Consider the following 25,615-nt stretch of genomic DNA (forward strand, 5'->3'; position numbering starts at 1 on the left):
CCTTTCAAGCAGGGTGTCAAACCTTTTCCATGTTATTCTGTAACTTTAAAAGTAAATTCTTTATCGTGCAAATCAATTTCCACAGATGAATGTGGCATGATTTTACCAGATACAATTTCTCTTGCAAGTGGTGTTTCCACATGGCGTACAATGTAGCGTTTGAGTGGTCGTGCTCCGTAAACTGGATCATAAGCTTCCTCTGCAATAAATGCTTTGGCCTCATCGGAAATAGTAATCGTAATCTCTTGATCAGCTAAACGGATTTGCAGTTCTTCCACTAATTTCTCTACAATTCCTTTAATATCAGCAAGTGTAAGTGGTTTAAATAGAATAATATCGTCTACCCGATTTAAGAATTCCGGTTTAAATTCACTTTGTAAAATTTGCATAACGTCTGATTCTAATTCCGCTGAAATTTCGCCTTCTTCGGTTCTTTCAAGCAATAAATTGGAGCCGATATTAGAAGTCATAATAATCACAGTGTTTTTAAAATCGATTAAACGGCCTTGCGAATCAGTGATACGTCCATCATCAAGCACTTGTAGCAAAATATTGAATACATCAGGATGCGCTTTTTCGATTTCATCAAGTAAGACAATTGAGTACGGGTTTCGTCTCACAGCTTCTGTAAGTTGCCCGCCTTCCTCGTAGCCAACATAGCCAGGAGGAGCTCCGACAAGTCTTGATACAGAATGTTTCTCCATATATTCAGACATATCAATTCGAATCATGTGGTCTTCTGAATCAAACATATTATATGCGAGAGCTTTGGCTAGTTCGGTTTTACCAACACCTGTAGGACCTAAGAAAATAAAGGAACCGATTGGGCGTTTTGGATCTTTAATGCCGGCACGGGCACGCAATACTGCATCACTGACTAATTGAACGGCATCATCTTGACCGATTACTTTTTGGTGCAATACATCTGCTAGTTTTAATAGTTTTTCGCGTTCGCCTTCTACGAGCTTAGTTACTGGAATTCCAGTCCAACGTCCGACGATTTCCGCAATTTCATTTTCTGTTACTTCTTCTTGTAAAATCCGATCTTCTTGTGCTGTTTTTTCGCGATTTTCTTCTTCTAAAGCGAGTAATTCTTTTTCTACGGCTGGGATTTTACCGTGACGTAATTCTGCTGCTTTGTTTAAATCGTAGTTGTTTTCGGCTTCTTCTAATTCATGACGTAAATGGTCGATTTGTTCCCGAACTTCGCGAATTTTACCGATTTCGCTTTTTTCGGATTCCCATTTTGATTTCATTTTATTTGCTTCTTCTTTATAGTCAGCTAGTTCGCGTTGTAAAATTTCTAAGCGTCGTTCACTTGCTGGATCTTTTTCTTCTTTTAAAGCTGCTTCTTCAATTTCTAATTGCATTACTTTTCTTGTTACTTCATCCAGCTCGCTTGGCATGGAGTCAATTTCGACACGAATCGTTGCGCATGCTTCATCTACTAAATCGATTGCTTTATCTGGTAAAAAGCGGTCGGTAATATAACGATTGGACAAACTTGCTGCCGCTACTAGCGCATTATCATGAATATTTACTCCATGATGGATTTCAAAACGTTCTTTTAAACCACGTAAAATGGAAACTGTATCTTCCACGGTTGGCTCTGGGACAAGTACTTTTTGGAAACGTCTTTCAAGGGCAGCATCTTTTTCGATGTATTGGCGATATTCATCTAATGTTGTTGCACCGATACAGTGTAGCTCTCCTCTGGCAAGCATTGGTTTTAGCATATTTCCGGCATCCATTGCGCCATCTGTTTTCCCAGCGCCAACAATCGTATGAATTTCATCAATAAAGAGTAAAATTTGGCCATCGCTTTGTTTTACTTCTTGGAGTACCGCTTTCAAACGTTCTTCAAATTCACCGCGATATTTAGCTCCAGCTATCAGGGACCCGATATCGAGCGAGATAATTGTTTTATCCTTGAGTCCTTCTGGAACGTCTTTTCTAACGATTCGTTGCGCTAAACCTTCGACGATGGCTGTTTTACCAACACCTGGTTCGCCGATTAATACGGGATTATTTTTTGTTTTTCTAGATAAAATCCGGATAACGTTGCGAATTTCTGCATCGCGTCCGATTACTGGATCGAGTTTTCCGCTTCTAACTTCCGCAACTAAATCACGTCCATATTTTGTTAATGCTTCATAGTTTTCCTCTGCGTTTTGAGAAGTCACTTTTTTCCCTCCTCTGATTTTTAGAATTGCTTCTTTAATTTGTTTTTTAGTTTTATGTTGATTTTTTAGTTCAGTTGTAATTGGATTCGACTTTTGGTCCATGACAGCTAGGATAAGATGTTCCGTTGATACAAAATCATCGTCTAATTGTTGTTGTTCTTTTTCCGCATCCCGCATTAGTTGGAAAAGTGCCTGGCTCATTGCTTGGCCGTAATTCACACCACTCCCTGAAACTACTGGGATTTTTTCTAAAGACATGTCTACCACTTTTTGAAGGCTGTCTGTGTCAACTTCTGCTACATCATATACGCGTTTTGCAAAGTCGCTTTCTGTTAATAACACTTTAAAAACGTGTGCAACGTCGATTTCTTGGTGTTCTGATGCAATAGCTAGATTTTGTGCGTCCGCAATTGTTTGCTGGACTTGTTGGGTAAATTTTTGTAAATCCATTCATTCGTCCTCCTTATAAAAGATAAGTCTGACCTTTTTTGACCTTAACTTTATTATAGAATTTTAAATGGCGTTTGTCTAACAAAAACCTTCTTTTTTATAGAAAAAGATCTACCAATTTTTAGGTTGGCAGATCTTCTAAGTTTTCTTAGTCACGGCCAGTAAATAGACGTAGTAAGAACATAAATAAGTTAAGGAAATCAAGGTATAAATTCATCGCAATCATTGGTACATCTGCTAGTTCCACATCGCGTTTCATAATTTGGTTGAAATCATACAAAATATATAATGAGAAAATAATCGTTCCGCCTGCTGAAATAATCGTTGACAACATAGAGCCTAGTGGTAAAAAGACTCCCACAAAGCTAAAGATGATAAGAATAATAATCGCAGCGAATAACGCACTACTTAAGAAAGATAAGTCTTTCTTCATTTTTGCACCAATAAATGCTAGTGTCGTGAAAGTAACGGTCGCTGTAACAAATGCCATCAGAACTGCAGCACCTTGCCCTGCACCAAAATAATATGTCAAAGTTGGTCCAAGCGTTAAGCCTGTGACAAACGCAAATGCTAGTAAAACTGGGTAACCTACAAGTTTATTAATGGTTTTGCTTCGACGCACAACTATAGCTGTAACTAGTAACGCGACTTCTAATACGACAAGCGGTAAATAAAGTTCTGGACTTAATTTACTTCCAATCGCAGCACCGATTGATGCAAGTAGCAAAGAAAATACAAACCAATTAAGTATTTTTTGCATAATAATTTGTTTATCCGTTCTTTTCTCTGTATTTACTCGCTCCGATGTGTGATTGATTTCATTCATGAACATTTCTCCTCTTCCAATTGATTAGTTTTATTATATCAAAAGAATTATTGCGATTCTATCGGTCTTACGTTGGAATTTCACAAAAAAAGAAGCGCGCGAGGCACTTCTTTAAATTAAATCAAATTGTTTTAATCCGAGCATGATTCCATCACTATTGTTGTCTTTCGTTACAAAAGTTGCTCTCTCTTTTAATAGTGGTACAGCATTTTCCATTGCAATGGCATTATCGACCGCGCCAAACATTTCCAAGTCGTTCATGCCGTCACCAAAAGCATAGGTTGGAACATCTTGATAACCCATTACTTCGAGTAGTTTAGCAATACCAACTGCTTTGGAGCCGCCTTTTCTTAATACATCGTTACTAAATGGGGTATTACGAACGAACTGCAACTCTGGGAAACGTGCTGGAAAATAGTCATCTCCTGTTTCGAGCAAAAGAAGCGCCATGTTGATTGTTTCTTCTTTATACATATTCGTTCTTACTTCTGGCATTGGTTCGCCTAGGAAGTCATAGTGCGCTTTTACAACTGGCGTGTTTGCGGTTGCGCCAATTCTTTTGTCATTATAATAACAAACTTCCACATTTTGCGACTTAGCTTCTTCTGTCAAACGTTCTAAGAGAGCCGCATCAATCACATCTTCATATACTTTTTCACCTTCAAAAATAGCCATTTGTCCATTCATCATTACAGCGGATTCGATGCCGGTAATTTTCATTTGGTGACTTATTTCTATAAATGTCCGTCCAGTAGCAATGACAGGAATAATATTATTTTCTCGAAGTTTGTCTAATGCTTGAAGTGAGCTATCAAGTACTTTGGATTCGCTATTTAAAAGCGTTCCATCCATATCAAAAAAACAAATTCCACGTGGTTTCACATTATTCATCCTTTACTAACATAATATATCCATCATACCAATCTTACGGACGTAAAGTAAAGGCTATTTGTACATAACAAAATCTCCGGTATGTTCAAAACCTAGGCGGTGGTATATTTCCCCAGCAACTGGATTATCGTAAAACAAGCATGGTTTCTTTCCTTCTGCTAATACATCACAACATAATTTCTTCAAAAGCGTGCTTGCAAAACCACGTTGTCTGTATCCATCACTTGTTGCCACACCTGTAATCATTGCTGAGAAAGAATTTTCCGCAGATGTTTCTGCTACAGCTACTACTTCTTGATCTTGCTCAATATAATAAATTCGTTTAACGCCTTTTTCAATTTGACGTATAATTAATTCTTCATTTTCCTCGCGCGGACCAAACTCTTCAATATCTTTTCGCATTTTAATAATGGGCGCTACGTCTTCGGCTACTGCCGTTCTGACAATAACATCTTGATTTACGGAAATCCGATTGACATGTTCGCATTCGCAAAAATAGGTATCTTGTCTTTTTTCGGCAAGTTCCGGTAAAAATGGTTCTAGTTCTCTTGTGACACGAGAAATTCCGCTAACTTCATAGGTATCATGTTTAGCAATAATTTCTGAGAAAGCTTTTGCATCAAAATTAGCGTCTTTTGAATAAGGTAAGAAAAATGTATCGAATCGAAGTAACAATGCGTGTAATTTGTCCGCTGAATCGAATTCGCCCCAAAGGTCTTGCACATCACTCTCGTAACCAAAATTTTCGATATCCCCAATAATAAATAAATTCAGGGTTGCTTCGGGTTTTAAAAGTGCCATTACTTCTTCATTATCAGATACAGTTAGTTTTCTAATCATGTGCCACACTCCTATTTTGAAAATTGTCTTCATTTTACGTGAGTTAGTAAGGTTCGTCAAGCCCTTACTCTTTCTAATTTAGTACAAAAAAAGCTCGGGACAATTCGTCCCAAGCTTTTTACGATTCGTAATGAATTTCGCCAATTTTTAACAATAAGCTGATGGCATTGAATTTTTCGTCTCCAAGATGCATTTTGTTTGTATCTTGAAACGTGATCGGTGCTGATGTAATAGCTTCTTTTGGTTGCTCAAAGAATTTTTCTTCTAGTGCCAAACTTTCTGTAATTTGTGATATGTATTTTTGGAATTTAGTTTCATTTCTCATTTTTCCTATCATCAATGCTTTTAAAGTGCTCTGGGAAATCCCGGCTGCCAGCGCGAATGTTCTATGAGTATATCCATTTATTTTCATATAAAGTGACAAATTAGTGGCAATTCTTTGTTTTTCTGCCTTGTTTTTCATTTGGGTGAACCTCCTGTCTTTCTATAGTTATCATTATGCCCGGCAAAGATGAGAATTTGATTAAAACTTCATAGTATTTAGCTAAAAATATTGAAAACGTTTTCTTTTGTTGCAGAAAAATATGCCGGAATAACATATATCCCGGCATAGCTATTAATTTGTATATTTTTCCCAGACTACCGTTCTTAATACTTCTAAAAATTCTGGGTCTGCATTTGGCATTGGTGGTCGGTGGTATGCTGCGCCAACTTCATCTGTGACTACTTTACATTCATAATCGTTATCGTAAAGTACTTCTAAATGTTCCGCAACAAATCCAACTGGTGTATAAATAAAGTGTTTGTATTTTTCTTGACCGTAAAGTTCTTTAGTTAAATCTTGTACATCAGGTCCAAGCCAAGGTTCCCCGGTCTTCCCTTCACTTTGCCAACCTAGCGCATAATGAGGTACTGCTACTTTTTCAAAAATTAAATCTGCTGTTTCTTGCAGTTGGTCTGGGTACGGGTCGTTATGTTGTTTGATTTTTTCAGGCAAGCTATGTGCGGAAACAATCAAAACGGTATCGATTAATTCATCTGCTGGAATTTGTTTGGCTGTTTCGTTAATTCGGTCAGCCCACATTTGGATGAATTTTGGTTGTTTGTACCAATCATTGATAGCTTTAATTTCGATGCCGCCCAGTTTTTCAGCAGCATCTTTGGCTCTTTTATTGTAAGCTTCCACGCTAAAACTAGAATAATGTGGGGCTAAAACGATGGATACGACTTCTTTTATTCCATCTTTATGCATAGCTTCGACAGCATCTTCAATGAAAGGTTCAATGTGTTTCAAGCCGATATATGCTTTAAATTCTACTTCATTTTGCGTTTCATTTAATGCTTTTTCTAGTCCATATGCTTGTGCTTCAGTGATTTTCGCTAGTGGGGACAAGCCGCCAATAGCATGATATCTCCCGCGTAAATCTGCAATCATTTCTTCGCTTGGCTTATGACCGTGACGAATATCGGTGTAGTAACGTTCGATATCTTCGTCTTTGTACGGTGTCCCGTATGCCATTACAAGTAAACCTACTTTTTTAGTCATTTTTTATCATCCTTTTTTTAATAGAATTTCGCTTCTCTCGTGGATGTAAGTAGTTAGTTTTTTTAGCATTTCTGGTGGTACTTCTGGGAAAACTCCATGTCCTAAGTTAAAAATATAACCTGGTTTTAATACGCCTTCTTGCAAAATCCGTTCAGTTTCTTCCAAACATTTTTCTGGTGCAAGAAGGGTGGACGGGTCTAGATTACCTTGGATTGCTTTTGTTGGAACTTTTTTCCTAGCGTCTGTGAGTGTTTCACGCCAGTCAACGCCAACGACATCAAGCGGCATAGTTTCCCATTCTGCTAGAAGATGACTCGCCCCAACTGCTTGCATAATAATTGGCGTAGTTGGATGCACGGCTTTTACTTCACTAACAATCATTTCGATAACTGGTCGGATGTATGTCGCATAATCCGCTCGGCTAAGCGCTCCCACCCATGAATCAAATAATTGCACAGCGGAAGCCCCGGCGTTAATTTGTGCTACTAAATAGCTCGCAGTCATTCGGCCAAGTTTTTCCATTAATATTGCCCACACTTCTGGTTCTCGGTACATAAAGCTTTTCGTTTGGTGGTAATTTTTCGATGGGCCGCCTTCTATCATATAACTCGCTAATGTAAACGGCGCGCCAGCAAAACCGATTAACGGCACCTCTAACATATCATCTGTGAGTAATTTAATCGTATCAAGCACATATGGTACTTCTATTTCTGGTTTAAAGATTGTCAGTTTTTCTACATCTTGGAACGTTTTAATGGGATTATGTATCACTGGGCCAATGCCAGACTTAATCTCTACGTCTACTCCCATCCCCGGAAGTGGTGTCATTATATCTTTATATAAAATTGCTGCATCTACACCGTATTGATCTACAGGTAGCTTGGTTACGTAAGCACATAATTCTGGTTGGTGCGTAATTTCAAATAGAGAGTATTGTTCTTTTAATTTGCGGTATTCTGGTTGGGATCTCCCTGCTTGTCTCATGTACCAAACCGGAATTCGGTCAACTTGTTCTTTTCGCGCTGCTTTTAAAAATAAATCATTCGTTATTTTTGTCATCGAGTCGCTTCCCTTCTTTGTTCATTTACACACAATAGGCAACAGAACAATAAATAACTTCTCCAGATAAAAGGATACTAGAAATCTTGTATAAAACCAAACAAATTGCCTATCTGCTGTTTCAATTATGAAAAACGTGGAAAACAAAGGTGTAATCATTTATCTTAATTGAATAAAAACCGAAAGAAGGACTTATCATGAAAAAAGTATTTATCACAACTGGAACAGAGCACTACCTTCGTCAACTAATGGCAAATTACGCTGGCGAAAATGTGACACTTCTGCAAAACTTTTCCCAATCACTTTTGTATCAAGAGTCTACTGGCGAGAAAATTTTCCAAGAAGGCGCAGAGTATCGGGTATTACAAAGCAGTGGTTCCTTAAAAGGTTTTGGCGTAGTTGTATTTGAATATATCCAACTCCGCGATGAAGAGATTCCGATTTTCTTACAAATGTACCAACGTGCTAGTTTGCATTTTAGCGAAACGCCGGGCTTACAAAGTAGCAAACTTACAAAAGCGTTCAATACGAATAAATTTTTAGTTATCTCTTTTTGGGATTCTGAAGTCTTCTTTCATGAATGGAAAAAAACAGCTTTGCACAAAGAAATTACCAATATCATGAAAAAAAATAATACGCAAACAGGTTTTTCTCATGAAGATATTTATCATTATCCTGAATTTTCCCATGATGCTAAATAAGAAAAAAGCGATTTGGACCAAAAATCCAAATCGCTTTTTTTATTCGTACATTTTTTTCATTCTGACCGGTGCATAAAGGAACGTAAAAATGGCAACAAAAGCCAAATTTATTCCTAAAATAATCATCCCGCCAATGGTTCCATTTTGCGCAATTCCAATGATACTAAAGAGCAATGCTTGCGCGAGTAATAAAATCCGTAAAAAATGGATAAAACTACGATGACGATAACTATCATCAATCGGATAAAGTCGCAGCATAATTTGCGCATCGTAATGTTTTAACATCGGGATAAATTGAAATCCTGTTAAATATAAGAATAGTAATGAGAAGATAATATTTAAATAAAATCCTTGAACGAATACGAGTAAAATAACAGCAATCACTGTAAGTCGAATGTATAGCCCCACATATTCATTCGTTCTCGCAAATGTCCGGCTAAACAAATAAGCAAATGTTTTTCGTTTCGCATATGGAATTGGTTGATAAAGGAAATCGAGATAGCTCCGTCTGCGAACCGTTCCTCGCAAATGTGGCACATCCGTAAACAAGTTCACTAAACGATAAAACCGGTTCATCCGTGCTTCTTCTTTATCTACTAAATATTCCCAGCGTAAAGTTACTTTTGCAGTTTTAGTTCGAAGCCAGTAGTAACTCGCCACAAGTACTACCAAAACCAAAGGAATAGAAATGTAAGGCGCCGCAATTAGTGCAATATAAATTAAAATAGCGTTAAGAATAACACGGACAAACATCCACGTTGTATCCGCTTCTTCAAACTTCATACTTTCCCAGCCAAAATAAATATTCCAGGCTTTAAGCATACTAAGCACGATAAACAAAGTGAAAAATTGGCTATACGGAACTTCCGTAACTTCCACATACATCGGCATGCAAACCCCAAGTACAATCACAAAAACATATAGTTGCATAAAGAAACTCGCTATTTTCGCTTGAGAAAAATAAGTATCCATTGCTTTTTCTTGGACAATTAAGTAAACAATATCTGGTTTTTTGAGCAACGTGGCAACCGGACTAATGGCAATAGAAGCAGTAAGTAAAATAACCATTAAAGGAATGACTGGGAATGTGGGCTCTAGCGTCTTCACCCATCCAGCATAATAAAAAATTCCCGCTCCAAGTCCGATTACTAGAACAAAAAGCAAATGATCATTAAACATATAACGCAGGTAGCGCATAACTTCAGTCGTATATGCACTAAAACGTTCCTTCCAAAGTGCTTTGCTGTCAAATATCATCTTCATCAGCTTCCTCTTCCTTTGTCAACTGAATGTAAATTTCATCAAGTGAAGCTCCTGGCATTTCGAAGTTTGTTTGTAAGTCTTTCAGCGTTCCTTCTGCCCGAATTTCACCTTGATGAATAATGATAAATGTATCGCAGTATTTTTCCGCCGTTGCTAGAATATGCGTTGACATTAAAATACTTGCGCCTTTACTACGCATTCCATCCATCCAATTGAGTAACGACTGAATACCAAGCGGATCAAGACCGACAAAAGGTTCATCAATAATATATAATTTAGGCTCAATTAAGAAAGCCGACATAATCATTACTTTTTGCTTCATCCCTTTAGAAAAATGCGCTGGGAACCAGTTAAGTTTCTTCTCTAAACGAAATTCTTTTAAAAGTGGTGCCATTCTTGTATGTAGCTCATCTTCCGTTATTCCATAAGCCATTCCAGTTAATTCCAAGTGTTCTTTTAGCGTTAATTCTTCGTATAATACCGGTGTTTCTGGGATATAAGAAAATTGCTTTCGATATGTTTCTGTATCTTCCACTAATTGGTGACCGTTGATTTTAATCGTTCCTTGTTTAGGGTGCATTAGGCCAGTTATATGTTTGATGGTAGTACTTTTACCTGCCCCGTTTAGACCAATTAATCCAACTATTTGTTTTTCTTCAATCGCAAATGAAATATCTTTTAAGACTGGACGTTTTGTATATCCGCCTGTCAGGTGTTCTACTTCTACTAAAGCCATTTCCATACCTCCTTACGTAATCTTTAGTTAATAATAGCATATTCATCCCTTGAACTGTCAAAATAATCCACTACCTACTATCTAACACATGCTTTTCACTCCTTTTTATGTTAAATTAAAGTAGTACATAATTATATGTTATGAAAGGTGGTCATACTTAATGGACGATTGCATTTTCTGCAAAATAGTTCGTGGTGAAATTCCTTCTGCCAAAGTGTACGAAGATGAGGAAGTTTACGCTTTCCTTGATTTAGGACAGGTTACAGAAGGTCATACACTCGTAATTCCAAAAAAACATGCTAGGAACACATTCGATTTACCCGATGAAACGGCCGCTGAATTATTCCGTCGCGTACCAAAAATCGCGCGAGCATTGAAAGAAGCTTTACCAATACAAGGCTTAAATATTTTAAATAATAATGAAGAGGTTGCTTTCCAATCTGTATTTCATTGTCATATCCATTTAATACCAAGGTATAGCAAATCCGACGACTTTGGGTTAAAATGGAAAGATAACGCAGACTGGTATACACAAGAACGTTATCAAGAAATTGCTGAACTTATTGCAGCAAAAGTAGACTAAAATGACTTTTATGGATGGAGTGGAGTATAAATGAATAAAAAATCACTTATTTTCGGTATTTTAGCTGGTGGGGCAATTGGAGCCGCAGCCTCGGTATTGTTTGCTCCAAAATCCGGCAATGAACTTCGCAAAGACATTGTCGCTAAATCAGGCGAAGCAAGTGTTATCTTGAAAGAACTAGCATATAACGCAAATGAACTTATCCAATCAGTTCAAGTGCTTGGCTCAGAAGGTTCCACTTTGTTAAAAGATGTTTCTTCTGACATCATGGAATCCGTTTCCAAATGGAATGAAGAAATGGAACCAGAAAAGAAACGCTTAAAAGACGAAATTAAAGACATGCAAAAAACAATTTCTGACTTAGAAAAAACATTAAAAAAAGATAATAAATAAGTAGAAAAACTGGGCGCCTGCTCAGTTTTTTTGTTTGGCTAAAACGAGCTTCAAAAAAACGTCAAAATTAGGCAATTATTTCTCTAAAAAAAGCTTGAATTTTGGAGCATTTGAGCATACAATACTATGGTGCCTTCTGACAGAGGAGCACTATTTTAGCTATAACTGGAGGAAAGCTTACAATGCGCTGCCTAAAATCAATCAACACAGAGCGACGAGACGAATTTAATCGACTTTTCCTAAAAGGAATTCTTGTCTGGCTAGCTGCCGTATGTATTTGTTTTTTAACACAACATTTGATTTACCCTGGTCAACTTACCAATGATTACCAATTCGTTAGCTTTTTGGGTATTGTTTTAATTTACCCGATTCATAAGTTGCTCCATATTCTTGGATGCTTTAAATACCGCGAAGGAACTGTTATTCAGTGGCGCATTCATTTCTTTTTCCTTCCTTGTATAAAATTAAATATCAAGCGAATCATTCCAAAATGGCATTACATTTTTTCGTTAGTTTTACCATTTGTGGTGATAACTGCTATTTTAGTAGCGTTAATGCTTTTGACACCAATCGGGCATTCGGGAATGTTCTTAATTTTACTTTCCATGCACGTTGGGATGAGCTTTTCTGATTTTACTCATATTAACAAATTATGGAAAATGCCGAAGAATTGTTTTATTGAAAGTGCAGAACGAGGATTTTCTATTTTAATTTCTGACTAAACCATAAGAATATCATTAAATTTCTTTCATCTTTTCTTTTTATCTTTAATTTATGTTATGATAGTTATTGTGTTAAGCGGGAATTATTCCAACAACTAAGGAGTGTGTTTTATTTAATGAAGAAGAAATTAATTCTTGGACTTGTCATGGTTATGGCATTGTTCAGTCTAGCAGCGTGCGGTGGCGGTGGAAATGTCGTTAAGACAGATTCTGGCGATGTAACAAAAGACGAACTTTATGATGCTATGAAAGATAAATATGGTTCTGAATTCGTACAACAACTTACTTTCGAAAAAATCCTTAGCGATAAATACAAAGTAAGCGATGAAGACGTTGATAAAAAATTCAACGAGTATAAATCACAATACGGAGATCAATTCTCTGCTGTTTTAGCTCAAAGTGGCTTAACTGAAAAAACATTCAAAAGCCAACTTAAATACAATATGTTAATCCAAAAAGCAACAGAAGCTAATACAGACACTAGCGATAAAGCATTAAAAGAATACTACAAAACTTGGCAACCAGATATCACTGTAAGCCACATTTTAGTAGCTGATGAAAACAAAGCCAAAGAAGTTGAACAAAAACTAAAAGATGGCGCAAAATTTGCAGATTTAGCGAAAGAATATTCTACTGATACTGCTACAAAAGAAAACGGCGGTAAATTAGAGCCATTCGGTCCTGGTAAAATGGATCCAGCATTTGAAAAAGCAGCTTATGCCCTTAAAAACAAAGGCGACATCAGCGCTCCAGTAAAAACACAATACGGATACCACATCATCCAAATGGACGAACCAGCTACAAAAACAACTTTTGAGAAAGATAAAAAAGCTGTAAAAGAATCTTATCTTGCATCTCAATTAACTACGGAGAACATGCAAAAAACACTTAAAAAAGTATACAAAGATGCTAATGTAAAAGTAGAAGATAAAGACTTGAAAGATGCTTTCAAAGATTTTGACGGTTCTAAATCTGATTCCGATTCATCTAAATAAGTAATTAAAAACCACGCTTGGAAAATTCCAAGCGTGGTTTTTTGTGTTTATTCAAATGTGGGATTATAAAACGAACGATTATCTAATCCAAATACACGTTCACTAAATTCACCAGGTTTTGTATGTTTTAACACTTTGTCCATCATATTTAAGGAAGCATCCATTAAATCAATTTGATGCAAAATCTCTGCTTCACGAACAAGCGGTGGTTTTGGACTGCCCCATTCTCCTTTACCGTGGTGAGAAAGTAACACATGTTTTAAAACAACGACTTCTTCCCCGTCAATAGAAAGCTCATCAGCAATTTTGCTCACTTCTTCTACTACGATGGAAATATGACCAATTAAGTTCCCTTCCAGCGTGTACGTCGTTGATACTGGGCCAGAAAGTTCAATCACTTTGCCTAAATCATGTAAAATTACTCCGGCGTATAATAAATCGCGGTTAACGGACGGGTAAAGATCTGCAACTGACTTTGCAAGACGTAGCATTGAAACTACATGAAAACTCAAACCAGAAACAAATTCATGATGATGACGCATTGCAGCTGGATAATCATAAAAGTCATCTTGGTATTTTTTCAAGAGTGCTCGAGTAATTCGTTGCAAGTTGGCATTTTTCATTTCGAAAATATATTGTGTAATCTCATCAGCCATTTCATCTTTATTGATTGGTGCAGTTTCCATGAATTCACTGGCACTAACGCCATCAATAGCTGTCGCCTGTCTAATTTGACGGATTTTCAGTTGTTTTCTTCCACGATAATTTTGAATATCGCCCATAAGGTGCACGATTTGCTGTACCCCGTAATTTACTTCATCACTTTCTTTTACATCCCACAGTTTTGCTTCTAACTCACCTGATTTATCTTGCAAAACAAGACTCAAGAATGGCTTTCCGTTGCTAGCCGTTCCTTTTATACTTGATTTAATTAGCAAGAATAAGTCTACTGTTTCTCCAACTTCATAGTCTAATAATCTTTTTTCCATTTTATCGCCTTCTTTCTTTCTGTAGTAAGAAGTTTCTTCACTCATTATAGCACGCGTATGTCCTCACTGGAAAAATATTTGCGAGTTTCTTGATGGCATGTGAAAAATATAACTTGATTTTTGCTTTTTCGATTTTGAAGCAGTTGCATCATTTGTTCCATTCTAGCAGAGTCAAAATGTACAAATCCATCATCAATAATGATTGGGAGTGGAAAGTCTTTATGGATAACATCGATTAATGCAAAGCGAATCGCCAAATAAAGTTGTTCTTTGGTTGCTTGGCTTAGTTCTTCTGGAAAAAACCGAATGACATTTTTGCTTTCCACTTGAAGCCTATTTTCCTGCAAGTAAACCTTTGTGTAATTGCCGTTTGTCAGGTGGTTGAAATAGTCACTTGCTAGTTGTAAGGTTTTAGGAAGTTTGCCTTCTTGTAACTGCTGCATCGTATCTTGTAAAATTTGGAGCGCGAGTTTTGTCTCTGTCCATTCTACTGTTATTTGCTGTAATTTGCTTTTTTCCGAATAAAATTCTTGCATTAATACAGCAAAAGTTCCGCCTTCTTCTAATTTAGCAATTTCATGATTTTTAGCTGCGAGTGATGCGTGAAGCTGCTCTTGTTCTAGTTCTATTTTGCGAAGTGTTTCTTCTAATTGAAGTTCTTTTTCTTTAATAATTGCTTGATTTTCAAACTGACTTAAAGCCACGCGTTTCTCTGGTTCTAGTTGGGCTTCTATTAGAACTAATCGTTCGCGCCATTTCTGTTCTTCTTGCGCGCGCATTGCAGCCATGCGGAAGTCTTCTTCATTCGTCGTATTAGCTCGTTCAAGCAAATCTGCTTTTTCTTTCTTTACGAGTTGCAAATCTTGTTTTACTAAATCTAGCTGCATGGTGACTTGTTCTAATTTTTCTGCTAGTTTTGCGTTCTCAGTTAAGTGGTTGCGATAGTATAGCAGTCCTTGACGGAGAAAGGTGATTTTTTCTTCGATATCCTTAGACTCTGTTGGGAGTTTGAGTTTTTCAAGTCTTGCCATATAAGCGTCTTGTTTCTCTGCTAATGGATTTAATTTTAAAGTTAGTTCAGTTACTAATTGTTTTTTTTCACTGTTTTTTTTATAGACTGTGAGTTCATAGGCCCAGTTTTCGTCTGGAGTGCTGGCAATTCCTAAGTCGGAAAAAAGTTGTCTTAGTTTCATCGTTTGCTGGTAATTTGCTTCGGCCAGTTTATTCTCGCTCGCTTTTAATTCAGCTATTTGAGAAGCAACTATGTCCATTTCATTCAGAAGTTGTTGCCATTCTTGCCTTAATTTCTTTTGCTCTAAAAAGGCTAAAAGTTGATCATTATTAGTTGGAGCAGATTTGCCTGTAGTCATAAATGAATAACCTACAATAAGGGCAGCGACGAATACAAGGGCAATGCTCCAAATCGACTGAAAGACCACCAGAAGTACGAGAGTCATTACAAAAACGCCTATTGAAACAAAAGTTTTCGTCATGGCTGGTTTCGTTCTTTGCTGAATGGTTTCTTTTGCTCGTTGGAAGGTTTTATTGTCCCACATGTCTGCTTCTATTTGATCAATCTTTTTTTGGAGTTTTTCTTCTGTGTCGTGAGTGAGTTTTAGTTTTAACTGAATATCGTGTTGTTGTTCTTTGTGCAACTGCTCGTTTTCTTTTAAGCGGTTGGTTCTTTGTTCTAATTCATTTGTCCATGTTCTAAGTGGTTGTTTTGTATCCAATTGGTGAAAGTTAATTTCATGTTTCAGGGTATTCAATTGGGTTTCTCGTTCGCCAAAAGCCGCGTAGGTTTCAATCAAATAAGCAATTTCTGCTTCATTTTCTGCAAAAAAGGCACTATGTTCGTAATTATTATTGCTAATTAGATTTTTTTGACGTTCTTCTAGTTGGATAAGCTGATTTTGCCATTCTTTTTCTCGAAGTTGCAAGTGTTCTAAGCGAATGATTCCGTCTGGCGGAAAGCTTGCTTCGGGAGTTTGCGCGGCTTTTTTATCGAGCGCTTTCCATTCTTGATATAAAGGCCATAAGTCGGACAAAATAGACAACATATCTAAGTCGACACGAATGGTTGTTTTTTCTGTTTGTAGCTCTGTTTGCCTTGTTATTGCTTGTTCTTTTTCCGTTATAAGTTGCTCATATTGTGCATTTTGCTTTTTGGCATTTTGAAAAGCTTGCTGGGCTTCTTTTACTTTTTTGAGTTGCTGATTAATTAAGGGATTACGGCCGCTTGGTTTGTAAAGGCTATCTAGTTTTTTTTGTAAGGTTTCGGCTGTTTTTAAAAGTGCATCCGAACCGGTTGTTCCTGTTGCTAGTAAATAGCGTTCAAATTCCTTCTTTTTCCATTGGTGAATATTTTGTAAGCCATGAATGTCAAACGAGAAAATTGCTTCATAGGTATTTCGATCAATTTCACCTATAATTTCTGGCAGCTTCTCTTCTCCAGCAATCTGACCATCGCCGTAGTATACACGAACATCTCCAGTAGCTTTTCCTTTTAATCGTTCAATCACGACTTTCCCTAGAGAGGTATCTTCTAAAGTCAATCTTCCGCCATATGGGCCGCCATTTTTCGGTTCCATTCGTGGTATGGATTGTTGTTTCGTTGGAAAACCGAATAAAATACTATGTATAAAAGCCATAATAGTTGATTTTCCGGCTTCATTTTCGCCGTAGAAAACTTGGAAATTGGCGATGTTGTCGAAATGAGCATCAGACCATTTGCCATAACCAACAATATCAATCGATGTAATTCTCATTTGTCATCACCCTCCACTTCCGCAAGCGTCGTCCCTAATCCGATTAAAGCATCCTTTAGCATTCTCTCGCGGTCCTGTTCAGATAAATCATCTAAATAGCGACTCGCACCACTTTCGAGATACAAAGCCTCTACTGACTGATAAAAAGCAGATTCATCCTGTAGTTTCTCAAATGCATCCATTATTTCTTTTCCCGCTAAATGATTTTCATACCATGTTTGCACGTTGCTTTGATTCGTTAGTTCGATAGTTAATTTATGCACCCATACAAAAGTAGTATCTGTAGGTTCTACTTCTTCTTGAAGCATTTGCAGCCAGTCATTCGTATTTATTTTTTGTTTATTAGCCATTTGGACGATGACATGAAGAAAATAAGAATGGCTTCTTCCTTGATAACGCTCTAAAAGCTTCGTGATTTCACGGTAAAAGGTATTTATCTCTTTATTTTCAGGCAAAGAAATTACGACTTCTTCCCAAATAATTGGACTCGTTTCAATGAAATCAATTGTTGTGTTTGCTTCTGCTAGAGTGATGATACTTGCACCTTTTTCGCCGGATTCTTTGCGATTTCGTCCTTGAATATTTCCTGGGTAATAAATGCTCGGAGACTCAGCAAGTAATTGCCGCTTATGAATGTGTCCAAGCGCCCAGTAGTCAAATCCTTTCTTGTTGATTTCTTGCACCCGAAACGGCGCGTAGACATCATGTTCATCGCTGCTTGATACTTCTGAGCCATGTAGCAAGGCAATATGATAATCCGCCTCACCTTGCACGCTGTAATCGTCTACACGGCTGGCACGAATATGACGTTCGTTATAACTAAATCCATAAATATGGACGTTCACTCCATCATCCGTAGTGAGCGTGACGACTTCTACTTGTTCTGGAAAAACATGCACATTGTTTGGTAATGCGAGTTTTTCTTTATGTTTTTCTATAAAATCATGATTTCCATGAATCATAAAGACTTTAATATTAGCTGCTTCTAATCGCTTCATTTCTTTTAAAAAGCGTGCTTGAGCTCGGACGCTCTGATTTTCGCTATCATAAATATCTCCCGCAATTAAAACGAAATCTACTGCTTCTTTTATTGCTACCGTGATAATCCGTTCTAATGATTGAAATGTGCTTTCTTGTACGGCAGAAAAAAGCGGCTGTGGCAATGTCGAAAGTCCGATGAAAGGACTATCCAAATGCAAATCTGCTATATGTAAAAATTTGATTTCTTTTATGACTTTCGCCTCCTCTTCAAAAACCGAATATACGTTCTTATTATACCTTACTATGACTTCAGGTACAAGCATTTCAAATAAAAAAGTGGCTCTATTATTTGCTAAATAAATAACAAATAATAGAGCCACTTCGATTCATAAAAATTAGTCGTTTTCTACGTTATAAAGATCTTGTAATGGCGTCATGATAATGCGATTTAAGTCATTGATAATTGTGCTCATCGCTTGCTCTTTTTCCATTAGTTTAACGATAATTTCGTTTTCTTGAACTTCTTGCGCAACTTCTTGTGCTACTTGAATTGTTTCCTCGTCAATTTCTTGACCAGTCATTTGTTTTTCTTGGATTGTTACTTGAACATCACGGAAACGTTCGAATTTTGCTTTTGCGTCAGCGTTTTCGTTCACTTCACGGTATGCATCTTGTAAGCTGATGAATTCAGGTGTTTCACGAATTCCTTTGTCTAAGTCATGTGCTAAATCATAAATATTAACTGCCATTGATAAATCCTCCAAATATCTGTATTTGTCACTTCTGTTTCACTATAACAAAAAGTCGCCGGTTATTCCAGTATAAAAGAACTAAATCCACATTGCGAGAATCCCTTGAATAATTCCGATGAATCCTCCTAAAATCCCGCCTAAATAAGTAATCATTTTTAATTCTCTACCAGAAATTTCCACGACCAGTTTTTCAATCTCAGGTAAGGAAAAAGTAGCAATTTGCGTTTCGACAAGTTTTGCTAAATCCATTCGTCCCACTATTTCCGCACTATGTGATGCAACAAAATCAAGCATTCGTTCTACTGCAAAAGGAATTACTTTTTCTGTAATAGAGGTTTCGTAATTACTTAGCATCACTTGGATTGGTTGGTTAAATATTTTATCATGTGGAACTGCTTGAATAAGTTCAGAAGTCAGCTGTTTTGCCAAATGGGCTTGCTTTTCTACCGGGATAAGTGCTTGTAATTCTTTTGCTTCAAAGTTTTGCCATTCTGTTGTTAGTAGTTGGTTGATAAGGTTTTTAGTATCTTCTTGGCTGATTAGTTTTAAGCCTTCTTGTTGGATTTTTTCAGAAAAGCTATCGACATTAATGAACATTCTAGCCATGCTTCCCATTTTACCGTGTTCTTCAAAGAATTTTTGCAGCATTTGTTTAATTTGGATTTTGCCTTCTTCACTTGCGATAAATATAGACATTTTGCTCGTAATTCGGTCTGTTACATGGGGGAGCTTTGTCGCTAGTTCTGTTTCTAACATTGCTGGGATTAAATCGCTCATTTGCGTTGTTTTTTTAGCTGTTAAAAAGCGGTTAATCTCTTTTTCTATGGTTGTTTCTAACCAAGCAACAGAGCGAACCTCTGCGTTTTCATAGCCTAGATGATGAAGTAATTCATTTGGTGTCGTTTCTAATTGCATTTTTTCATGAAACATTTTTGTGACTGTATCGGTTATTTCTTTTTGTAAATTCGCATCTAATAGTCGGGCGCGAATGGCGTCTTCTGTGAGTAAATGGCTGACTACGACTTTTCCAATGTGTTCAGCAAGCTCATCGCGTCGTTTTGGAATAAGACCTGGTGTAAATGGTAAACGTTTATTAAATAGATAAACGGCTTTGTAGGGGCGGAAAAGCATCCGGATGGCGATATAATTCGTCATTGCACCAATAAATCCACCTATCACTGCCATTAAAAGTATCGTAAATAACACTGACATGTTTTGCATCTCCTCAGATTTGTCTAGTAAAAGTGGTTTCATTATACGTGAAAAATCCCTAGACAACAATTGTTTCTAGGGAAGTTCATTCTAAAGTATGAGATTACAAATTAGTCATTTTAAGCGGATCTATCCATAAATCGAATTCTTCTTCAGTGACAAAACCGGTTTTAATTGCGGCTTCTTTTAAAGTCGTATTTTCGTCAAAAGCGAGCTTGGCAATCTTAGCAGCTTTTTCATAACCAATGTGCGGATTCAAAGCTGTGACTAGCATTAGCGAGTCATTTACTTTCGTTTCAATCACACTTTCATTGGCAACCAGTCCTTCTAGGCAATGAATTCGGAATGAGCGCATGCTATCAGAAAGTAGTTGGACGGATTCTAAGAAATTAAAAATGATTACTGGTTTATACACGTTTAATTCAAAGTTACCCTGACTTGCAGCAACGTTGATTGTCGTATCGTTTCCCATTACTTGTGCCGCCACCATTGTAATTGCCTCGCACTGCGTCGGATTCACTTTTCCGGGCATAATCGAGCTACCGGGTTCGTTCGCTGGAATAGTTAGCTCGCCAATTCCGCTACGAGGTCCGCTTGCTAGCAAACGAATATCGTTAGCAATTTTCATTAAGTCAGAGGCCAGGCTACGAATCGCCCCGTGAACAAAATTAATCGGACTATGGCTTGTTAACGCGAAATATTTATTGAAATCGGACGTGAAAGGATACCCAGTTTGCTTCATTAATTCTTCGGCAACTTTATCACCAAAATCTCGTGAAGCATTTAGGCCGGTCCCTACCGCAGTCCCACCAATCGCCAGTGGTAAAATGGCTTTCATACTTGATTCAAGGTAGTTTTTATTGTTCGTCAGGCATGCTTCCCAGCCGCTGATTTCTTGACCCAGTGTGAGCGGTGTCGCGTCTTGTAAATGTGTTCTGCCAATTTTAACGAGATGCATGTATTTATTTTTCTTTTCTGCTAAAACTGCTTCCATTTTGGTTATTTCAGGTAAAAGATTTGTTACTAAAGCGTCGTATGCGGCAATGTGCATCGCTGTCGGGAACGTATCATTCGAGCTTTGCGACATGTTGACATCATCATTCGGATGAATTTGTCCTTTGTCTAAAGTCATATTAGCCACGTGCGCAATCACTTCATTAACGTTCATATTACTCTGCGTTCCACTCCCCGTTTGCCAAACAACTAACGGGAAATGCTCATCTAATTCGCCTTGAATGATTTGATCACAAACGTTGCCGATTGCTATCGCTTTTTCTTCTGGTAACTTACCTTCCGATGCGTTCACTTTTGCTGTGGCTTTCTTTAACTGCGCAAAAGCATAAATAATTTCTATCGGCATTTGATTTTTACCAATCGCAAAATTCCTTCTACTTCGCTCGGTTTGTGCACCCCAATATTTAGTCGCATCTACGGAAATTTCTCCAATGGTATCTCGCTCTATTCGTTCCATTTCGCCACCCCTTTTTATTCTATTTTAGTATAAACCGGATGTTTTCGCAAAACTCATGAATAATGTTCGCTATTCCGCTTTTGGAAGTGGTTTTATTTTAATCATTAACACTGTAAGGCTAACAAATAAAACAATCCATGCCGCTGTAATGCCAAGCGTGGGAATAAAATAATCCATCGTTTTTTCTGACATAAGAAGCATTGTTGCATTTTTACTTAAATACGCTGGATTAAACATTTGAATCCAACCACCAAAACCGCTAATGATTCCTAAAACAATCGCAGTAAAGACGCTAAGCATTGCCACAACTGCATTACTATCAAAAACAGCACTCGCAAAAACAACGAGGCTAATCACGAAGACAAACCAGAGTGCATAGACAAAAAAGCCTTCAATTAAAGAGCCTATCGCCAATTCGCCAAATAAAAAATACGTATAATAAGCGGCTAAAACATAACCAATAAGAAGCGAGCTCAAACCAACCACACATTGCATTACCCATTTAGATAATACATACTCCACAGCAGTTACCGGTCTAGTCATAATAAACGCGAGCATCCCTCTTGTACGGTCATTTTGGATACAAGCCATCGCGACCACAATAATAATGATAATTCCGATTTGATCAAATTGAGAACCAAGTGTTTGAGCCATAACTTCCTGCGCTGACTGGTTACCCATTAAAGTAACAACTTGCTCCGTTTCCGCACCAGTACCAACTGCTTTCAATATTTCCGGTAAAAAATAAATCATGAGTGGTTGGGTAAGACCAAGCAGAGCGAATACAATCGGAAGCCAAATAATTTTTAAACTCCGACGTTGTTCTAGCCATTCTTTTGCTAGCAAAGCGTTAAAATGTGTCATTTTCCCACCTTCTCCATAAAAATTTCTTCTAAGCTTTGATGTCTATTTTCGACGCGAATAAACGCACCTTGGATGTTTAATAAGGAACTTAAAACTGCTTCTGCTCCTGCTTTTTGGTTAGTTGTATGAATTTGATATACTAGTCCTATTTTTTCGATTTTTTCTACGCATTTATTTTGAAGAAGCGTTTGTTGCCAAGCATCACTATCGCCAGTAAACTCGACTTCAAATATCGGTGAGCTTTCTTCTTTCATTAGCTGCGCGACAGTTTTATCTGCAACTAATTCACCATTCTTAATGATAGCAATGCGGTCACAAATTTCTTCCGCATCTTTTAAAATATGTGTTGAAAATAAAATCGTAATCTCTTTTTTCAGCTTTTCTAGCAACTGCATCATTTCGCGGCGACCAATGGGATCAAGTGCGGAAACTGGCTCATCTAATACGAGCAGTTCAGGTCGATGTAATATCGCTTGGGCAATTCCAAGCCGTTGTCGCATTCCACCAGAATACGTGCTAATTTTTTTATTTGCATTTGCCTCTAGCCCCACCAATAATAAAACTTCCTTGATACGCGCTTCTAAATCTTTTTTCTCCATATCGGATAATTTCCCCATAAAATGAAGGCATTCTGTTGCGCTCATCCAGCCATAAAATTCTGGATATTGTGGTAAAAATCCGATTTTCTCGCGGACTGATTTAGCATCTTGTCCATCTAAAGTAATTCGTCCTTCATCTTGGGCTAGAATTTGAACAATCATATTAATCATCGTTGACTTACCAGCCCCGTTTGGACCAATTAAGGCTACACATTCTTTTTCATCTATGGTTAGGTCAATCCCTTTGATGACCCATTTTCCATTGTATTTTTTCTTTAGGCCTTGGATTTCTAATTTTTTCATTAGTTACCTTCCTCTTTTCGACCAAAAATAAAATAGGCGATCGGACCGAATATGTTGATAACGATAATGACAACCAACCAAATAATTGGGTTTTTGCGTGTGTTCCAGTTTTTTGTTAAATCAATAATTGCTGTTAATAATAGTGCTAAATAGAGAAGAAACACGGGTATAATTAGTGCTAGTTGTGTTTTGACCAAAGTTTTCACCTCATTCTTTTTGTTATACTCATTGTATAACAGTTATAATATTAATGCAATATAAAAAAGCACATTTCACTAGCGTTATACTAGTAAAATGTGCTTTCAATTAATTACCTATCGAATCAATTAAATTTCCAATGCCATCTGAAACTTTTCCGCCAAATTCTTTTACTTTATCGGCGCCTTTTTTAATTGTTTCTCCGGCTTCATCTGCTTTTTCTTTCACGCCGCCCCAGAAGTCACTACCACTGTTCTTCGTAGCTTCTTCCTCTTCTTTCTTCGCAGCGGTTTCTTGTGCAGCACTCTTCGTACTAAAGTCTGTGGATTTCTGATATTGTAAGCCACTATTCATTACGTAGTGCGCCAAGCTGGAAACGCCGGCGGAACTCGTTGTGGTTAGATAATGTTCTTTATCTGTTTTATCGAATCCCATCCAAACGGCACCGACCAAGTTTGGCGTATAACCAACAAACCATTGATCTTTTGTGCCACTAGTATCATCAAATGGAACTTGGGTTGAACCTGTTTTACCAGCCATTTCGTGACCTGATACGGCTGCGCTCCGACCTGTACCTGTGTTGATAACATCTAAGAGCATCGATGTCATTTCATTAGAAACAGTTTCTGAGATGATTTGTTTAGTTTTAGGAACATTTTCGTATACTGTATTGCCTGATGGATCGACAATTTTAGTAATTATATGCGACTCCGGTTTTGCACCATTATTGGCAAATGTAGCATAAGCGGTTGCCATTTCGACTGGTGAAGCACCTTTACTCATACCACCTAGAGCAAGACCTAGTGTTTTATCTTGTTCGGGAACTGTAATCCCAAATTTCTCAACAGATTTAACGCCTTTATCAATTCCGATTTGATCAAGCAACCAAACGGCTGGGGCATTAATCGAGTTCGCAACAGCTTTATACATCGGAACTTCTCCGCTATAAACGCCGCCGACATTGGTTGGAGTATAGTTTCCTTTGTAGGTTGTTTTTTCATCTTTTAGCATCGAATCGACACTATAACCGGATTGAAGCGCTGGTGTATAAACGGCAAGTGGCTTCATCGTGGATCCGGGCTGTGCTTTCATTTGCGTCGCTCGGTTAAATCCGCGGAAAACATGTTCTCCCCGGCCACCAACAAGTGCCCTAATCCCACCAGTTGCTGGGTCCATTAAGACTGCTCCCGATTGAACTAGTGTGCCATCATTTGCATTAGATGGGAATAAATTATCGTTATTGTACACTTTTTCTAAAGAGGTTTGGTAGTTTTGATCTAATTCTGTGTAGATTTTATATCCTTTTTGCATGATTTCGTCTTGTGTTATATCCGCTTCATTGACAGCTTCGTTAATAACTGCATCGACATACCATGGAAATTTATTCGCAAGTGGGTCTTTTGATTGGTCATTTAACACTATTTTTGTTGCTTTGTATTTTTCGCCTTCTGCTTTTGTTATATCACCTGTTTCGACCATCGCATTTAACACCATATTTCGGCGATTAGTTGCTTTGTCGATATGTTGGTACGGGTCATATGCACTTGGAGCTTGAAGTAACCCGGCTATTGTCGCGGCTTCTGGAATGTTTAAATCTGCCGCTGACTTACCAAAATATTTTAAGGAGGCATTTTCGACACCCCACTCCCCGTTACCAAAATAAGAACGGTTTAAGTACATTTCCATAATTTCATCTTTTGAATATGTTTTTTCGATTTCACGCGCCATAAAAATTTCTTTCGCTTTTCGTGTGAAGGTTTGTTCTTGTGATAGTAATGCATTTTTGGCAAGTTGTTGCGTAATCGTACTACCACCACCAGAAATCCCGCCGCTAGTGACTAAATTAACACCAGCCCGCGCAATACCTTTTAAATCAAAGCCTTTATGTTCGTAAAATTTTCTATCTTCAATGGAAACTACTGCATTTTGCAAGTTTTTAGAAATTTTATTGATGGATACAAATGTTGCGTCAGTAGAAGAAAGCTCTCCTGCCTTGTCTCCGTCTTTGTCATAAATAATTGTGGCAGATTCTAGACCTTTTTTCAATGCATCGATATCAGCCGATTTTGCTACAACTACAAGATAAATAATAAAACTTAATAAGAATACGAGTCCAGCTAGTAAAAAAATCTTGCCGATATGTTTGTTTTTCCAGAAGCGTCTAAATTTCTGCCATCCTTTGTTAATCCACTTTCCAATAAAACCAAAGAATAATTTCAGGTATTTAATAAGTTGCTGTTTGAATTTGTCCATGTAACTCTCCTATCTTTCTACACGGTATTAACTAAAA

General features: G+C 37.5%; 24 protein-coding genes. 5 read left to right on the plus strand and 19 right to left on the minus strand.

Going from position 1 to position 25,615, the window contains the following annotated elements; all coding sequences use genetic code 11:
• Positions 1 to 32: 32 nt before the first annotated feature.
• The 7 genes from clpB to hemE form a co-directional block, all read right to left on the minus strand.
• Positions 33 to 2,633, minus strand: coding sequence for an ATP-dependent chaperone ClpB (gene clpB, locus HCX62_RS09265; protein ID WP_185638664.1), 2,601 nt, complete (start codon positions 2,631 to 2,633; stop codon positions 33 to 35).
• A gap of 148 nt (positions 2,634 to 2,781) precedes the next feature.
• Positions 2,782 to 3,459 (minus strand): Bax inhibitor-1/YccA family protein, encoded by a 678-nt coding sequence (locus HCX62_RS09270; RefSeq protein WP_185638666.1) that lies wholly within the window; start codon positions 3,457 to 3,459, stop codon positions 2,782 to 2,784.
• A gap of 111 nt (positions 3,460 to 3,570) precedes the next feature.
• A complete protein-coding gene (locus HCX62_RS09275) occupies positions 3,571 to 4,341 on the minus strand; it encodes a Cof-type HAD-IIB family hydrolase (RefSeq protein WP_185638668.1) in 771 nt (256 codons plus the stop codon).
• A 63-nt stretch (positions 4,342 to 4,404) separates the two neighbouring features.
• Positions 4,405 to 5,190, minus strand: a complete 786-nt coding sequence (locus tag HCX62_RS09280) for a GNAT family N-acetyltransferase (protein ID WP_185638669.1) — start codon at positions 5,188 to 5,190, stop codon at positions 4,405 to 4,407.
• 118 nt (positions 5,191 to 5,308) lie between these two features.
• Positions 5,309 to 5,653, minus strand: coding sequence for a hypothetical protein (locus HCX62_RS09285; RefSeq protein ID WP_185638671.1), 345 nt, complete (start codon positions 5,651 to 5,653; stop codon positions 5,309 to 5,311).
• A gap of 153 nt (positions 5,654 to 5,806) precedes the next feature.
• On the minus strand, positions 5,807 to 6,736 hold the full coding sequence (gene hemH, locus HCX62_RS09290) for a ferrochelatase (protein ID WP_185638673.1): 930 nt from the start codon (positions 6,734 to 6,736) through the stop codon (positions 5,807 to 5,809).
• A gap of 6 nt (positions 6,737 to 6,742) precedes the next feature.
• Positions 6,743 to 7,795, minus strand: coding sequence for a uroporphyrinogen decarboxylase (hemE, locus tag HCX62_RS09295; protein ID WP_185638676.1), 1,053 nt, complete (start codon positions 7,793 to 7,795; stop codon positions 6,743 to 6,745).
• Positions 7,796 to 7,992: 197 nt separating this feature from the next.
• Between hemE and HCX62_RS09300 the strand changes: the two genes are divergently transcribed.
• The gene (locus HCX62_RS09300) at positions 7,993 to 8,496 is read left to right on the plus strand and encodes an antibiotic biosynthesis monooxygenase family protein (RefSeq protein WP_185638678.1); all 504 of its coding nucleotides are present in this window, start codon (positions 7,993 to 7,995) and stop codon (positions 8,494 to 8,496) included.
• 39 nt (positions 8,497 to 8,535) lie between these two features.
• Here the strand turns inward: HCX62_RS09300 and HCX62_RS09305 are convergent, their stop codons facing one another.
• Together HCX62_RS09305 and HCX62_RS09310 are read right to left on the minus strand one after the other, a co-directional pair.
• On the minus strand, positions 8,536 to 9,759 hold the full coding sequence (locus tag HCX62_RS09305; protein ID WP_185638680.1) for an ABC transporter permease: 1,224 nt from the start codon (positions 9,757 to 9,759) through the stop codon (positions 8,536 to 8,538).
• A complete protein-coding gene (locus HCX62_RS09310) occupies positions 9,743 to 10,495 on the minus strand; it encodes an ABC transporter ATP-binding protein (RefSeq protein WP_185638682.1) in 753 nt (250 codons plus the stop codon). Before HCX62_RS09310 ends, HCX62_RS09305 begins: the two co-directional genes overlap by 17 nt.
• 160 nt (positions 10,496 to 10,655) lie before the next feature.
• Between HCX62_RS09310 and HCX62_RS09315 the strand changes: the two genes are divergently transcribed.
• The 4 genes from HCX62_RS09315 (at position 10,656) to HCX62_RS09330 (ending at position 13,188) form a co-directional block, all read left to right on the plus strand.
• Positions 10,656 to 11,078, plus strand: coding sequence for an HIT family protein (locus tag HCX62_RS09315; protein WP_008948526.1), 423 nt, complete (start codon positions 10,656 to 10,658; stop codon positions 11,076 to 11,078).
• Between the two features lie 30 nt (positions 11,079 to 11,108).
• A complete protein-coding gene (locus tag HCX62_RS09320; protein WP_003768001.1) occupies positions 11,109 to 11,471 on the plus strand; it encodes a YtxH domain-containing protein in 363 nt (120 codons plus the stop codon).
• Between the two features lie 182 nt (positions 11,472 to 11,653).
• Entirely contained in the window at positions 11,654 to 12,193 is a 540-nt protein-coding gene (locus HCX62_RS09325; protein WP_185638684.1) for a DUF3267 domain-containing protein, read from the plus strand.
• 116 nt (positions 12,194 to 12,309) lie between these two features.
• Complete coding sequence (locus tag HCX62_RS09330) at positions 12,310 to 13,188, plus strand: peptidylprolyl isomerase (protein ID WP_185638686.1); 879 nt, start codon at positions 12,310 to 12,312, stop codon at positions 13,186 to 13,188.
• A 47-nt stretch (positions 13,189 to 13,235) separates the two neighbouring features.
• Here the strand turns inward: HCX62_RS09330 and yhaM are convergent, their stop codons facing one another.
• The 10 genes from yhaM to HCX62_RS09380 form a co-directional block, all read right to left on the minus strand.
• Positions 13,236 to 14,177, minus strand: a complete 942-nt coding sequence (gene yhaM / locus HCX62_RS09335; RefSeq protein WP_185638688.1) for a 3'-5' exoribonuclease YhaM — start codon at positions 14,175 to 14,177, stop codon at positions 13,236 to 13,238.
• 44 nt (positions 14,178 to 14,221) lie between these two features.
• Positions 14,222 to 16,945: an ATP-binding protein gene (locus HCX62_RS09340; protein ID WP_185638690.1), complete on the minus strand. Its 2,724-nt coding sequence runs from the start codon at positions 16,943 to 16,945 to the stop codon at positions 14,222 to 14,224.
• Positions 16,942 to 18,177, minus strand: a complete 1,236-nt coding sequence (locus HCX62_RS09345; RefSeq protein WP_185638855.1) for a metallophosphoesterase family protein — start codon at positions 18,175 to 18,177, stop codon at positions 16,942 to 16,944. Before HCX62_RS09345 ends, HCX62_RS09340 begins: the two co-directional genes overlap by 4 nt.
• A 144-nt stretch (positions 18,178 to 18,321) precedes the next feature.
• Positions 18,322 to 18,675: a YlbF/YmcA family competence regulator gene (locus HCX62_RS09350; RefSeq protein ID WP_185638692.1), complete on the minus strand. Its 354-nt coding sequence runs from the start codon at positions 18,673 to 18,675 to the stop codon at positions 18,322 to 18,324.
• 81 nt (positions 18,676 to 18,756) lie between these two features.
• Complete coding sequence (locus tag HCX62_RS09355; RefSeq protein WP_185638694.1) at positions 18,757 to 19,890, minus strand: DUF445 domain-containing protein; 1,134 nt, start codon at positions 19,888 to 19,890, stop codon at positions 18,757 to 18,759.
• 103 nt (positions 19,891 to 19,993) lie between these two features.
• Entirely contained in the window at positions 19,994 to 21,361 is a 1,368-nt protein-coding gene (gene fumC / locus HCX62_RS09360) for a class II fumarate hydratase (RefSeq protein WP_185638696.1), read from the minus strand.
• Between the two features lie 69 nt (positions 21,362 to 21,430).
• Positions 21,431 to 22,225 (minus strand): ABC transporter permease, encoded by a 795-nt coding sequence (locus HCX62_RS09365; protein WP_185638698.1) that lies wholly within the window; start codon positions 22,223 to 22,225, stop codon positions 21,431 to 21,433.
• Positions 22,222 to 23,127 carry an ABC transporter ATP-binding protein gene (locus tag HCX62_RS09370; protein WP_185638700.1) on the minus strand — a complete coding sequence of 302 codons (906 nt, stop codon included), beginning with the start codon at positions 23,125 to 23,127 and terminating at the stop codon, positions 22,222 to 22,224. Before HCX62_RS09370 ends, HCX62_RS09365 begins: the two co-directional genes overlap by 4 nt.
• On the minus strand, positions 23,127 to 23,324 hold the full coding sequence (locus tag HCX62_RS09375) for a PLDc N-terminal domain-containing protein (RefSeq protein ID WP_185638702.1): 198 nt from the start codon (positions 23,322 to 23,324) through the stop codon (positions 23,127 to 23,129). The genes HCX62_RS09370 and HCX62_RS09375 overlap by 1 nt, the downstream gene beginning before the upstream one ends.
• Positions 23,325 to 23,433: 109 nt before the next feature.
• Positions 23,434 to 25,578 (minus strand): penicillin-binding protein 1A, encoded by a 2,145-nt coding sequence (locus HCX62_RS09380; RefSeq protein ID WP_185638704.1) that lies wholly within the window; start codon positions 25,576 to 25,578, stop codon positions 23,434 to 23,436.
• Positions 25,579 to 25,615 lie beyond the last annotated feature (37 nt).

This window comes from Listeria swaminathanii (assembly GCF_014229645.1).
In the GTDB taxonomy this organism is placed as follows: Bacteria; Bacillota; Bacilli; order Lactobacillales; family Listeriaceae; genus Listeria; species Listeria swaminathanii.